11 protein-coding genes and 1 tRNA gene are annotated in these 13,423 nt (G+C 50.7%); 6 read left to right on the forward strand and 6 right to left on the reverse strand.

All coding sequences use genetic code 11. The features are described from left to right. The first annotated feature begins 141 nt into the window (after nt 1-141). Together ABD836_RS04725 and ABD836_RS04730 are read left to right on the forward strand one after the other, a co-directional pair. Entirely contained in the window at nt 142-927 is a 786-nt protein-coding gene (locus ABD836_RS04725) for a cytochrome C assembly family protein (RefSeq protein WP_344932842.1), read from the forward strand. 84 nt (nt 928-1,011) lie between these two features. Next, a complete protein-coding gene (locus tag ABD836_RS04730) occupies nt 1,012-2,280 on the forward strand; it encodes an HlyC/CorC family transporter (RefSeq protein ID WP_344932845.1) in 1,269 nt (422 codons plus the stop codon). A gap of 11 nt (nt 2,281-2,291) precedes the next feature. Here ABD836_RS04730 and ABD836_RS04735 read toward each other — a convergent pair whose 3' ends face one another. From ABD836_RS04735 to queA, 5 genes are all read right to left on the reverse strand, one after another. Then, on the reverse strand, nt 2,292-2,486 hold the full coding sequence (locus ABD836_RS04735; protein ID WP_344932848.1) for a DUF1289 domain-containing protein: 195 nt from the start codon (nt 2,484-2,486) through the stop codon (nt 2,292-2,294). After that, nucleotides 2,483-3,019 (reverse strand): gamma carbonic anhydrase family protein, encoded by a 537-nt coding sequence (locus tag ABD836_RS04740; protein ID WP_344932850.1) that lies wholly within the window; start codon nt 3,017-3,019, stop codon nt 2,483-2,485. The genes ABD836_RS04735 and ABD836_RS04740 overlap by 4 nt, the downstream gene beginning before the upstream one ends. Nucleotides 3,020-3,085: 66 nt before the next feature. Next, nucleotides 3,086-3,409, reverse strand: a complete 324-nt coding sequence (locus ABD836_RS04745; protein WP_344932853.1) for a YqfO family protein — start codon at nt 3,407-3,409, stop codon at nt 3,086-3,088. Next, nucleotides 3,390-4,556: a tRNA guanosine(34) transglycosylase Tgt gene (gene tgt, locus ABD836_RS04750; RefSeq protein ID WP_425583018.1), complete on the reverse strand. Its 1,167-nt coding sequence runs from the start codon at nt 4,554-4,556 to the stop codon at nt 3,390-3,392. The genes ABD836_RS04745 and tgt overlap by 20 nt, the downstream gene beginning before the upstream one ends. Nucleotides 4,557-4,567: 11 nt before the next feature. After that, the gene (gene queA, locus ABD836_RS04755) at nt 4,568-5,647 is read right to left on the reverse strand and encodes a tRNA preQ1(34) S-adenosylmethionine ribosyltransferase-isomerase QueA (protein WP_344933576.1); all 1,080 of its coding nucleotides are present in this window, start codon (nt 5,645-5,647) and stop codon (nt 4,568-4,570) included. 169 nt (nt 5,648-5,816) lie between these two features. Between queA and ABD836_RS04760 the strand changes: the two genes are divergently transcribed. Then, nucleotides 5,817-5,901, forward strand: a tRNA-Leu gene (locus ABD836_RS04760). Nucleotides 5,902-6,219: 318 nt separating this feature from the next. Then, on the forward strand, nt 6,220-8,904 hold the full coding sequence (locus ABD836_RS04765) for a hypothetical protein (RefSeq protein WP_344932857.1): 2,685 nt from the start codon (nt 6,220-6,222) through the stop codon (nt 8,902-8,904). A 75-nt stretch (nt 8,905-8,979) separates the two neighbouring features. Here ABD836_RS04765 and ABD836_RS04770 read toward each other — a convergent pair whose 3' ends face one another. Beyond that, on the reverse strand, nt 8,980-10,452 hold the full coding sequence (locus ABD836_RS04770; protein ID WP_344932860.1) for a hypothetical protein: 1,473 nt from the start codon (nt 10,450-10,452) through the stop codon (nt 8,980-8,982). A gap of 236 nt (nt 10,453-10,688) precedes the next feature. Here ABD836_RS04770 and ABD836_RS04775 point away from each other — a divergent pair, with 236 nt between their 5' ends. Both ABD836_RS04775 and ABD836_RS04780 read left to right on the forward strand, forming a co-directional pair. Further along, nucleotides 10,689-11,318 (forward strand): PaaI family thioesterase, encoded by a 630-nt coding sequence (locus ABD836_RS04775; protein ID WP_344932862.1) that lies wholly within the window; start codon nt 10,689-10,691, stop codon nt 11,316-11,318. Beyond that, nucleotides 11,318-13,366 (forward strand): TonB-dependent receptor, encoded by a 2,049-nt coding sequence (locus ABD836_RS04780; RefSeq protein WP_344932863.1) that lies wholly within the window; start codon nt 11,318-11,320, stop codon nt 13,364-13,366. Before ABD836_RS04775 ends, ABD836_RS04780 begins: the two co-directional genes overlap by 1 nt. The last annotated feature ends 57 nt before the right edge of the window (nt 13,367-13,423 follow it).

Raw genomic sequence — 13,423 nt, forward strand, 5'->3', positions numbered from 1 at the left:
GACAATCTTGCGTGAACCCGCTTACAATCCTACCCACATGTGCACTTCCTGCTTACACGATAGCGCAGCAGTATAACCGAGTCTCAAGATAGACCCAACGCTCCGTGCACACATCAACAACATATTGGCCATACTGAACCTATGAATGCATACAGTAGCATCGCAGCGATTACACTCTATTTTATTGCCGCGAGCACCCAGTACCGCTTAATTAACTCGCCGCTCAGCTATCGGAGCTTAGTGCCTGGCCTGCTGGCCACGCTATGCCATGCCGTCGCCGCATTTACGGCCATATCAACACCAGCGGGCATGGACCTCGGTGTTATCCAGGTATTATCGCTCATCACTTGGCTAATTTGCGTTATCACCCTCAGCGCCAGCTTGCGCAGACCGCTGCACAACTTACTCATTGCGCTGTACCCACTTGCAGCCATCAGCGTGGCAGCAGAATTGCTCATACCCGGTAAACAGCAATTTCTTCAGCACCAAAGCCCCGGCATGTTAAGCCACATTTTGCTGTCGATTCTTGCCTACAGCATGATTACCATTGCAGCGCTACAGGCCATTGTCCTTGCCCTGCAAAACAGCATGCTCAGAGATCACCGCGTTAAAGGCCTGCCCAGCATCTTGCCGCCGTTGCAAACAATGGAAGCCATGCTGTTTGAGCTTATTTGGGCCGGCTTTATCTTACTTACCCTAGCAATAGTAACGGGCGGCCTTTACGTAGGCGATATTCTTGCCCAGCACTTGCTACATAAAACCGTGTTTACAGTATTGTCGTGGATTATGTTGGCGATATTACTCTGGGGTCGTGCGGCACTGGGCTGGCGCGGAAAAATCGCTATACGCTGGACGCTTTGGGCCTTCGCCTTCCTGATATTGGCCTACCTAGGTACTAAGTTCGCACTCTCACTTGTTACTCATTAGCAGGTAAATCAATATTTGCCTTGTCGTGCCCAACATTTTTCTTCAAGATTGGCACTCATTTCATATTAAGGGGTTCAGGGCTTTTTGAACGAGGCACCGCTGGGTCTTCTCTTTGGCATATTAGCTGCTCTAATTATTCTCTCCGGGTTTTTCTCGGGCTCTGAAACCGGCATGATGTCCCTCAACAGATATCGCCTACGTCATCGCGCGAAATCTGGTCATCGCGGCGCTAGACGCGCATCGAAACTTCTTGAAGAGCCCGACAGCCTGATCAGTACTATTTTGATCGGCAACAATTTGGTCAACAACCTGGCCGCCGCTATTGCGACTATACTTGCCATTCGTATGTACGGCGACAACGCGGTGGTTCCCGCCTCTATTCTGCTGACCTTGGTATTTTTAATATTTGCCGAGATCATCCCCAAGACTATAGCAGCCTACAAATCTGAAACAGTGGCCTACACCGTCAGTCATGTTCTATTGCCGTTAAAGTCGCTGCTATTCCCAGTTATCTGGCTAGTCAGCCATGTAACCCATTTTGTACTTCGCCTAACCCGCATTGAAAAAAATGACGGTTCTGAGCATATCGGGCTAGAGGAATTGCGCACCATCGTCGGGGAAGCCGGACACCTGATTCCCAAGCACCACAAAGGGATGCTGATGAACATCCTCGACCTAGAACAGATCACGGTCGACGACATTATGATTCCGCGCAACGAGGTATTTGGCATTGACATAGATGCCAACACCGACACGATCATCCGTAAATTGCGCGACGCCGAATTCACCCGCATCCCGGTCTATCAGAATGATATCGACAATATCGTCGGCCTTCTCCACCAGCGGGATATCATCAACAGTGTTGACGAACAAGGCCGCGTGCAACGCGACGCGTTGTTGCAGGCGATACGCGACCCCTATTTCATCCCCGAAGGCACGCCGTTAAATACTCAGCTGTTTAATTTTCAGAAACAGAAACGCCGCCTCGGCATTGTTGTTGACGAATACGGCGTAATGCAGGGTATTGTGACCTTAGAAGACTTACTAGAAGAAATTGTCGGGGAGTTTACATCCAATCTCAGCACTGATACCGAAGACATTGTGCATCAGCCTGACGGCAGCTACTTAGTCGATGGTACAACGACCATCCGCGATATAAATAAGAGCATGAAATGGGAGTTGCCGACCGACGGCCCCAAAACCCTCAATGGGCTATTACTTGAACAGCTTGAATCATTCCCCGAGGCATCTGTTGGTGTATCGATCGGTCGCTACCGATTTGAAATAATCGAGATTAAAGGCAATCTTATTCAGTCGGTACGGGCCTACACCAAAACTAAGGCGCGCCGCTAGCGCGCCACCCCCTACAAGCCGTATTTGTCTTTGCAACGCCGACTGGCAAGGAAGATCACTTCGCGCTTAGCCATATTGCTTAATTCTGACCAATCGCCAATCTCTTGCAGGCTCCGATAGCACCCAGTACAAATATCATATTCATCCAATGCGCACACCGATATGCACGGCGACGCAACCGGCTTTTCTTTAATCTCCACACTCATTCTGTTGGCATCACCTGCGGACGCAAACCAGCAATAAACCGCTGACCGTTTTCCACATAATGCGCAGCAGAAAGCGCCAAAGCCGCCTGCTCTTCCGCACTAAGCATACGCTTAATCTTTGCTGGCGCGCCCATCACCAATGCACCGTCGGGAATATCCATGCCCTCGGTAACCAGCGAGTTAGCACCAATCAAACAGCCCTTGCCGATCTTGGCGCCGTTAAGCACCACAGAGTTAATACCAATCAAACTGCCATCACCAATAGTACAACCATGCAGCATGACTTTATGGCCAACAGTGACGTCTTTGCCGATACGCATTGGAATACCGACATCGGTATGCAATACAGAAGCGTCTTGAATATTGCTGCGCGCACCGATCACGATTTCGTCGCTATCGCCCCGAATGACGACATTGAACCAAACGCTGACTTGGTCACCCAAGGTCACAGCACCAATCACCGTGGCATTGTCGGCAACAAAGTGCTTGCTACCCTCAAGCGTGACGCGACGGCCACCCAGTTCATACAACATAAGAATTCCTCAAATATGGCCAACACAGAAACGAGCTGATGGGATTAAGCATGCCACAAATCCATTTCATATTTGCACTAACGGCACAAATTCAAAGGAGGGTTCTTCATAGGGGTGCGCCGCCAATAACGCTTCTTTTGCCGAAACCGCGCGATCAGTCGGGCAAAGCAACTCAACCCGGTATTCCGCAAGTAACTCAAGCTTGCCATGCTCCCCCACAAACGGTGAACTACCAGACAACGGCCGAAACTGCCCTTGGCCCAGCACCTGCCAGCAGCAATGCTCATAATCGCCCTGTCGCCCGCCCCCCGCGGCAAACACCGCACTCTTAACCGCATCAAGATGAGTAGCCGGCACAAAAAACACCAGCTTAAGAAACTGACTCGTCATCGGGTTTAGCCCCTCGCGTATTTGATACAGCCTGCTCCGCCGGATCGGGACGCACTTCTTGGCTGGCGTAGTAGTCCGCCGCAAATTGCGCCAAACGCCCCTCCTCAATCGCCAAACGAATCGCGGCCATATGATTTTGGTAATAACGTAAATTATGAATAGTATTTAACTGCGCGCCGAGTATCTCTTTACACTTGTCTAAATGGTGTAAATAGGCGCGACTGAAATTCTGACAGGTATAGCAATCGCAGTTAGCATCCAGTGGCGCTGTACTGGTTTTATGCGCTGCATTGCGAATTTTTATTACACCGGTTGAGGTAAACAAATGACCGTTGCGAGCGTTGCGCGTGGGCATAACGCAATCGAACATATCGACGCCACGCATCACCGCTTCAAGGATGTCAGAGGGCTTGCCAACACCCATTAAATAACGGGGTTTGTCGGTGGGCAAATGATCGGCAAGGGAATCCAATACTTTCAGCATTTCATCCTTGGGCTCACCAACCGACAGCCCACCGATGGCATAGCCGTCAAAACCGACCTCAGCCAAACCCGCCAATGATTCCCGGCGAAGCTCTGGATACATGCCCCCCTGAATGATACCGAACAAGGCCGCATCATTGCCTGAATGTGCCGCCTTACTGCGCGCCCCCCAACGCAGGGACAATTCCATGGAACTACGCGCCTCTGCCTCCGTCGCTGGATAGGGAGTACATTCATCAAAGATCATCACAATATCGGAACCCAGATCACGCTGAATCTGCATTGAGGTTTCCGGATCGAGGTAAACACTGCTGCCATCTACAGGCGATTTAAAGGATACCCCTGCCTCCGTGATTTTCCGCAGCTTACCCAAACTCCACACTTGAAAACCGCCGGAATCAGTAAGTATTGGCCCGCTCCAACCAATAAAGTCATGCAGACTACCGTGGGCTTTTACAACCTCAGTGCCGGGCCGCAAACTTAAATGAAAGGTATTGCCCAGAATAATTTCCGCGCCAATTTCATGGATATCCCGAGGCAACATACCTTTGACCGTGCCATAGGTACCGACCGGCATAAATGCTGGAGTTTCGACCTTGCCCCGAGGAAAATCTAAACTCCCGCGCCGCGCCATACCATTGGTGGTCTTAAGCGCAAACTTCATACGACATTCGCTCATACAGTATTCTCTGTTGTCTCAGTAGTTGCCTCGGCAACGTTCGCAGGAAACACCAACATGGCATCGCCGTAACTAAAAAAGCGGTATTGTTCCGCCACCGCTTCGCGATAAGCACTAAGCACTGCGGCCTGACCGGCAAATGCGCTAACCAACATAATTAAGGTCGATTCCGGTAAATGAAAATTGGTTACCATCATATCGACGCTTCGAAATTGATAGCCAGGGTAAATAAAAATGCGGCTATCACCGGCAAAGGCGGCAATTTCACCAGATTGCGACGCGGACTCAAGGCTGCGTACGCTCGTGGTCCCAACCGCCACCACGCGGCCGCCCCGCTTGCGCGTTGCGCGCACTTGGTCGACCACTGCTTCTGGCACCTCGATGTATTCCGCGTGCATTTGATGATCGCGAATATCATCAGCGCGCACTGGCTGAAACGTGCCCGCCCCCACATGCAGCGTCACAAAAGCCAGCTCCACACCTTTATCCACACACTGCTGAATTAGCTCATCGGTAAAATGTAGGCCCGCAGTTGGTGCTGCCACCGCGCCATCACGGCTGGCATAAACCGTTTGGTAGCGTTCCCGATCCTCTGCGGCGTCTTCTCTTTCTATATAGGGCGGGAGCGGCATATGCCCTATACGCGACAACACGGTCAGTACTGGCTCAACAAATTTCAATTCAAACAATGCATCGTGCCGGCCGAGCACAGTTACCGCCTCAGAACCTGGTGCATCGGTGTTGCTTGCCGCAAGCAGGAGCTTTGCACCCGGCTTTGGCGATTTACTCGAGCGCACATGCGCTAACACCCGATATTCATCGATAATACGCTCGACAAGAATCTCGATTCGACCGCCGCTTTCTTTACACGCAAATAGCCGCGCCGGAATCACCCGAGTGTTATTGAAAACCAATAAGTCGCCGGCGCGCAGATAATCAGGCAGCGCTTTAAACTGACGATGTTCGCAATCTTGCTGAGGATTCAAGACCAGCAAGCGACTAGCGTCGCGCTCTGGCATCGGATAATAGGCGATGAGGCTTTCGGGAAGCTCAAAATGGAAATCGCTGCGCCGCATAATGTCTGCTTTCGTTTGGAAGGGCGCAAGATTAGCGGAAATTGCCAAAAGACTCCACCGAGGCGTACAAATCTGCTCTTAGCAAACTTAATTTGCATATATATTAAGAAAACTGTCATGGTCGATTGACCCCAGAGAAAAGCTTGCTATAATCGCGCCCCAATCACATGCCAGTGTGGTGAAATTGGTAGACACGCTAGATTCAAAATCTGGTTCCCTCGGGAGTGGCGGTTCGAGTCCGCCCACTGGTACCAAAATACGCTGCTAAATCAATTGATTGCAGCTTGCCGAAAACGTCGATTTTCGGCACATAAAAAAACCGCCTACTTTGGGCGGTTTTTTTATTCCCCCACCCCAGCCATAGACCCCACATAATTCGCTAAACCAGCGGTCAATTGTGCTCTGTCAATTACGGACAAACCGAGCAGACAAACCCTTTTCAATTGCGCAGTATCCAACGCTGCCATTGGTCACCCCGCTCCGGTTCGGGTGCAGCCAATTATCGCAATCTACGTTACAGTGCTGTAACATCGGGCATTAGCGAAAATTGCTGTCTTAAACGGAGTCTTGCAATGCACCAATTACCTTACGCGCTGGTCGCGGCGATGATCATTAGCTCTCTTGCCGCCTGCGGTGGGAGCTCATCAAGCCGCAGCAACACTGTCACCCCACCTACACCATTGTGCAGCGATGGCCTAGACAACGATCACGACAATTTAATAGACAGCGCCGACCCTGGCTGTACTGATGAGCAAGATAATGACGAAACCGACCCACCCTTAGACCCCCGCCTAACTCGCTATCAAATGAGCAATGCCTGCTGGGTAATTAAAGCTGGAGGTAATGGGAAATACTTGGTAGCCGACGGTGGCAATTACAGCGCTACCGCGACAGATAGTGACACAGCGGAAGCCTTTTATCTCAAACCGACGGCGCTCGGCAGCTATATGTTCTACAACAGCAGCCGCCAATTGTTAGCAACCGGCACAGCCCCTTCGCTCAGTAATTTACCTAGCGCTAGCGCCAACGAAAGTGCAGAGTGGCGTGTGCTCGCTAGCGGGGACACCACTAGCTACCCCGAAACGCCCGCCTATCATGTTGAGCCAACTGCTGAGCAAGTTGCGAACTGGCATAGTTTTGTTGACCCCGCTATTAAAGCTGACACATTCACCATTAGTGCCGCTGCAGCGGAACTTAATTTAGCGATCGACGACAGTGGTAACTTACAAACCGTTACCCCGGGCAGTGCGGACAACAATGAAGCCTTTAGCTTTGAAGTCGGAGCCAATTGCGCGACCTTCCCAGAGGCTCAGAGCAATTTCAGTGGCCAGCCGTTTAAAGGTACCCAGCCCGACGGCACCGTGCTCGGCCATGCCGATGTCCACGTTCACATTAGCGCAACTGAATTTTTAGGCGGCGCTCATTGGGGCAAACCGTTCCACAAATTTGGCGTAGAGCAAGCCCTTGGCAATTGTGCGGCAGACCACGGTAGCGACGGCCGCCTCGACGTGGTTGGCGGTTTATTTAATATGGATCCAAGTGGGCACGCCACTGACGGCTGGCCTACGTTTACCGATTGGCCACAACGCGACAATTTGATCCACGAAGCGATTTATTGGAAATGGTTGGAGCGTGCATGGGCAGGCGGCTTGCGCGTTATTGTTAACGATTTAGTCGACAATGAAACCCTGTGTGAATTGCAGCGAAATATTTCTGGCGACCTCACTCAAGACTGTAATTCAATGAACAATGCCGGCCGCCAAGCCGGCACCATGTACGCCATGGAAAATTATATCGACGCGCAATACGGCGGACCCGGCAAAGGCTTCTTCCAAATTGTCCACGATTCTGACGAAGCCCGCGCGGTAATTGAAGACGGCAAAATCGCAGTGGTATTGGGGATAGAAATATCGAATCTATTCGACTGTAAAGTGAAATACAATCCGCTTCGCCAGCAACGCCCGTTTGAAGAAGACGGCAGCGGCTTTACCGAAAACAGCTATGATTGCACCACCGAAGAAGGCAAGCCGAACTCGATAGCAACGCAGATGGAGCGTGTTCACGACTGGGGCGTCCGCCAAATTATCTCGATTCACGAATTTGATAACGCCTTTGGCGGCAACGGTATTTTTGACGGCTTGATATTGAATGTCGGCAATCGCGAAAACAGCGGCGGCATTCCGTCTGGCGATATCGCCAGTATCACAAGCTTATTGAGCGGCCAGCCGAACGCCGAACAATTCACTGCGGTTCTTAGCAACCTGCCAACGACCGAGCTTCCCGTCGGCGAATGGTGGACGACTTACGACTGCCCTGAAGAAGACAAAAGCCCAGGCTTTAGTGGCTATCTTTGGGGTAGTACTGGCGGTAGCACGCAAAGCTTCCTCCCTCAGCCGGCGTGCATACCACTCGGTCAAGATGGCCGGTCAGGCGGTATCACGCCCTGCTACCCTGCTGAAACCCGGCAGTGTAATGCGCGCTGGATGACACCCGCGGGTTTGTATATGTACGGTAAGATGATGGAGATGGGCTTTATCTTTGATTGGGATCACATGGAAATGGGCATGAAAACCCAGGCCCTAGAACTCGCCGAAGCGCAAAACCCGGTTTATCCCTTTGTGTCTACCCACGGCACGTTTGGCGGCACCACCATCGACCAAGCAACACGCCTCATCGCCAACGGCGGCATACTTTACCCAAGCAATGGCTCCAGTACGGGCTTTCGCAACAACATGGACGAAACAGTAGGGATATATGCCAATGCAATGGCTAAACGCGCGACTGAAGGCAAAGCCTCGCTGTTGTTTGGCTTTGGCTACGGCACCGACACGAATGGTCTGTCAGCGCAGTCAGGCCCCCGCAATAACCCTGAAAACCCAATTCAATACCCCTTCACTTTATTCAGCGGCGCGCCCTTCAATACGATGACTGAATTCGAAAACATTCAAGCGATCAGTTTTGAGCAGCCAAACAGCACTGACGCCGATGGGAATGTGACGCGTACCTGGCATGAAGATCTCGACGGTAACGCCCACTACGGAATGCTCAGTGATTTCGTGAAAGAAATCGTTCTCGACAGCCCTAACGCTGCCAGCCAAGTGCGTCACCTGTTCAACTCCGCCGAAGTGTTTTTACAAACATGGAAGCGCACCGAACTGGCTAGTGCTGCGATTCAAGCTACCGGCCTAAAGAGCCCAGCAGCGACTGCGCCGGCAATATTGCGCCCTGCACCACCAATTGGTGACTTCGCGCCATAACGTCGGCGTTTTAAGCGTTGATAAAAAGCCCGCACTTGCTGCGGGCTTTTTTATGTCCCGCATTTCAGTTCACAGCTAGCTGCCTACCGGCTGCGACAATATCCATAAGCCACTCACCGTGAACATAAGCATTAGTAACAACAATGGCAGCTGACTCAACACCGCATTACGCTGCGTCGTCAACGTACGCAGCGCAACGACATGAGAAAAATAGACGCTGGCAATATGGCCAGCAATAATTAAACCGAGTTGAATATGCCAAGTGGAATTTGTATCGGGAATAAATACCCGATGCAACCAGTCGGCTGTGCCAAACCAATTACTGCCCCAGCCGAAGGGGTCCGACGCCAAGCTCACAATCTTAATGCCTTGGGTTTGAACCAAGGTGTAGTAATGAGCAATATGATAAACCAAAGCGATCGGCAACAAGGTATACGTAAACTTTAGCAAAATCTCTTTGAGCGTTAGCGCCGATTGCGTAAGCAATTTGCCAACAGCAATAAACCCCGCGAACACCAGAAAATACAAAAACGGTGACAAGATCAAACAAATACTTTGCCAGTAACCGTAATACCGCGACATCGACGCGTATGCGACGAAGGGATTGGGATCCGTCCAGTATTGTAAAAAACCATGATAAAAATCCAACCAAAATAATTTCTTCCAGACCACAGTCTCATGTAAACCGTCAAAGGCCGTTGACGACAACATAAATAACACAAAAACGAGTAGGCTTACTTGGCGCGGTGGCTCAGTCAGCACCCCGCTAAAAGGTACTCGTAAGCGTAAATGACCACCCTCCCCGCAAGATTCGCGAGGTTTGTAATCAATCGGCGCCATTATTGCGATCAATCTAAAGAACACGCTAAAAAACTCAACGTACTTAAACCAATATTTACGACCGAATAGCCCTACGCCTAAGACATTTATTGCCGTATATACAACTAATAGGTTCGCCAATCTACGCGGCCCACTCTGGGAAAATAATTCGAGCCAAATAAATGCTATATACAGTGCCAGTGCCGGCCAATAGGCCAAGATACGAGGGTAGCGAATACAGCCGTGAATATAGCGGGGAAATATTCGCGCAATGACATCGGCGATGAGCTTCCAGGGGTTAATAGCGGCAAAAAGATCTCCAAAGAAAAGGGTCCCGTAGCTAAAGCCTAATAGAAAAACAATCCAAAAAAAGGTCATGTTAAAGTTGCCGTAAGGGCTACTAGCGCCCCAAAACCCGGTGGCAATACATAATAGCAACGCGCCAAGACTTAGCGCCTTCAACAGACCCAGTAACTTAAAGCGCTTCGCCAGACGAACCAGGGCGATATGGTGTATCTCACGCCCAGTCGTCCCGGGCGACGCTAAGCGCACCTGGTCAACATAAATCAAGACCACAAAGGACGCGATCAAGGCTGCAACCGCAGCCCAAGCATAGAGCCAAAATGGCAGTGGTAAGGTATACACAATACCAAAGGAATGAGCACTACAGGGCGTCGCGGCCGCAATCAAAAACAAGCCTAGAACTGTGGCCACATATCGTGATTGCATTTTGCCAAATCCACTTAAAATACCATTAAAGATCATATAGATATGAAATACACTTAATTCATCGAGGAATGCTAAACCGTTATAGTCGGGTAAAGCTAGGCTCTATGCGGCTTAACCGTTATCGCCCAGCGAGAGAACGCCGATTATTACAAATTGCTAACCCCCTGAGCTTTCCAATCGCTTTAAGGACTATTACACTCAGCCGCTCAATAAATCACCTATGAGCCCATTCGTCGATGTCGGTAAGCGAACCCCAGCGCCAACAACTACAGCGAATCATTGAACAGCTCAGTGTTAGCTTAGAAGCCAGCCAATCCCTGGGCGGCAGCGACAGTGAGCTTGCCGATATCGAGTTAACACTGCGCCAGCTGAATGAAAAGATGGCTAAGCTCAGCAATCGTAAAATGTTACCCTTTTACGAACCGGACTATGGCAATGATTTTCGCAAAATTCTGCCCCGCAGCCCGCTGAGCGGCTATTTTAATCCGATCGCCCCTCAGCTTAAAATCTACAGCAAAGACAAAATAATGTATGCCGAGGGGGTATTTGGCCTTATCCATCAAGGGCCACCAAACTGTGTACATGGCGGCATAATAAGCGGCGTTTACGATCAAGTACTGGCCTACTGCGGCATTGCCAACGGCACCCCGGGTTTTACTGCAGAGTTACAGGTTAGCTATTTAAAACCGACTCCGTTATTCAAGACTCTTCGCTTTCGCTGCCAAATAAGTAAAGCCGAGGACCGGCAGATTCACATTATCGGCGAGTGCCATTGCGGCGAAGAACGCCTGAGCTCCGCAGAAGGTCTTTTTATTCATTATGAAAACGCCGCAAACACCAGTTTATTAAAAGGACAGCTACCCTAATGACAAACTATCATCTACGGCCACTAACACTGGCTCTCTGCCTAATCCCGGGCACAAGCTTTGCTGACGAAGCAAAAAGCGACGCTAAACCGGAAGTAGTCTCTGTTACCGCAAACCGCATTGAAAAACAGTTAAAGGAACAAAGTCTCGCCATTAGTATTATCGACAAAGAAGCGATTGATAATCTCGGCCACACGCACATTAGTGAACTTCTGAGCCAAACCCCGGGGGTATGGATCAGTCGCGGCAATGGCCAGGAACACCTCACCGCGATACGCTCAGCGGTTCTCACTGGCACAGGCAGTTGTGGCGCGTTCTACTTTGCTGAAGACGGTATTCCCTTGCGCGCCCCCGGTTTCTGTAATGTCAACGGTTTATTCGACGTCAATGCCGAACAGGCAGAGCGTATCGAGGTCATTCGCGGGCCAGGCACTGCCGTTCACGGTTCCAATGCCCTAAATGGGGTAATTAACGTGATCTCCGCAGCCCCCGCTTCTGAGCCCGAAACACACGTATCAGTGGAAGGTGGCCCAAATAATTACGGCCGAATTAAAGTTAGCCACAGCGACACAGTGGGCAAGCACGGCTACCGCCTAAGTGCCCAAGGCAACCACGACGGTGGTTACAAAGATGATTCCGGTTTTGACCAGCAAAAATTTAATTTCCGCCATGACTACCATGGCGATACCTGGAACATTCAATCACTGCTGTCTGCCAGTAACCTCAATCAGGAAACCGCCGGCTACTTAATCGGTAAAGATGCCTACAAAGACAGCGGCCGTAAACGCGAAAATCCCAACCCCGAGGCCTATCGCAACAGTAAAAGTCTACGTTACTACAGCCGCTTTGAACGCGAGGGCGACAAAGACTCCCGCTTTGTCGTGACCCCTTATGCGCGTTTTACTGAAATGGCGTTTCTCCAACACTTCTTGCCGGGCACCCCTCTTGAAGAGAACGGTGAACGCAGTGTGGGTGTGCAAACAGCGTTTTATCAAAATTACAGCGACAATGTCACTCTCTATAATGGCTTTGACATGGAGGCGACCAGCGCCTATTTAGAACAGTCTCAGTCAGCACCCAGCGTCGCCTCTTTTCCTACTGGTCAGCATTACAACTACGATGTCGACTCGCTCTATGCCGCATGGTTTGTTGGCGGCGATTGGCAAGCTGCAAAAAACACTAAGGTCAATTTTGGCGCACGCTACGACCTGCAATTTTATGATTACCAAAACAATATGATTAGCGGAAATACCGCTGCCGACGGCGGCCCGTGCCCGTCTGGCACTTGTCGCTACGCCCGCCCGGTAGACGACAAAGAACACTTTAAAAATAGTTCGCTCAATGCCGGGGTGATCCACGCTATCAGTGCGAACACCGACATTATTCTCAACGCCAGCCACGGTTTTCGCGCGCCACAAGCCGCCGAGTTATACCGCTTGCAGGCGCAACAACTCAACGCCAATCTTGACGAGGAATCACTGAACAGCATCGAGGCGGGCTTTCGCGGTAGTTGGCCAACACTAAATTACCGTATAGCCCTGTATTGGATGCAAAAAGATGATGTCATCATTCAAGACAGTGATCGTCGCAATATTAATGACGGTGAAACCTTAGACCGAGGAATCGAAGCAGATTTCACCTGGCAGCTGAGCCCCAGCCTTCAATGGCAACTTCAAGGCAGCTATAGTAAGCACCAGTACGGCAACGACGCACTCGCTGCTGAAGGAAACGAGCTAGACACAGCGCCACGCCAATTGGCCAGTACACGACTGCGCTGGCAACCGCTAAGCCACAGCACGTTTGAAGTTGACGTGCAGTACCAAGGCGAGTACTTCCTCGACGGCGATAATCTTCACCGCTACCCAGGCCACACCTTGGCAAATATACGGTGGCGCCAGCAGTTGACGACACAGCTTTATACCGTGCTGCGTATAAATAATGTGACCGATATAGACTACGCAGAACGTGCAGATTACGCTTTTGGCAATTACCGCTATTTTGTCGGTGAGCCCCGCGCAGCATATCTTGAGGTAGGTTTGGATTTTTAGTGCCGATTTAACTGCGGCCCTTTCGGGGCCGCAGTATTCAAACTGCTGAATTGCTTC

The sequence above is a fragment of the Zhongshania borealis genome, from assembly GCF_039539625.1.
Lineage (GTDB): Bacteria > Pseudomonadota > Gammaproteobacteria > Pseudomonadales > Spongiibacteraceae > Spongiibacter > Spongiibacter borealis.

What these genes read in the sequence shown, in the direction of transcription:
- ABD836_RS04725 (WP_344932842.1), top strand. Translation starts at nt 142, where the DNA reads ATGAATGCATACAGTAGCATCGCAGCGATTACACTCTATTTTATTGCC.
- ABD836_RS04735 (WP_344932848.1), bottom strand. Translation starts at nt 2,486, where the DNA reads ATGAGTGTGGAGATTAAAGAAAAGCCGGTTGCGTCGCCGTGCATATCG.
- ABD836_RS04740 (WP_344932850.1), bottom strand. Translation starts at nt 3,019, where the DNA reads ATGTTGTATGAACTGGGTGGCCGTCGCGTCACGCTTGAGGGTAGCAAG.
- ABD836_RS04745 (WP_344932853.1), bottom strand. Translation starts at nt 3,409, where the DNA reads ATGACGAGTCAGTTTCTTAAGCTGGTGTTTTTTGTGCCGGCTACTCAT.
- tgt (WP_425583018.1), bottom strand. Translation starts at nt 4,556, where the DNA reads ATGAAGTTTGCGCTTAAGACCACCAATGGTATGGCGCGGCGCGGGAGT.
- queA (WP_344933576.1), bottom strand. Translation starts at nt 5,647, where the DNA reads ATGCGGCGCAGCGATTTCCATTTTGAGCTTCCCGAAAGCCTCATCGCC.
- ABD836_RS04765 (WP_344932857.1), top strand. Translation starts at nt 6,220, where the DNA reads ATGCACCAATTACCTTACGCGCTGGTCGCGGCGATGATCATTAGCTCT.
- ABD836_RS04770 (WP_344932860.1), bottom strand. Translation starts at nt 10,452, where the DNA reads ATGCAATCACGATATGTGGCCACAGTTCTAGGCTTGTTTTTGATTGCG.
- ABD836_RS04775 (WP_344932862.1), top strand. Translation starts at nt 10,689, where the DNA reads ATGTCGGTAAGCGAACCCCAGCGCCAACAACTACAGCGAATCATTGAA.
- ABD836_RS04780 (WP_344932863.1), top strand. Translation starts at nt 11,318, where the DNA reads ATGACAAACTATCATCTACGGCCACTAACACTGGCTCTCTGCCTAATC.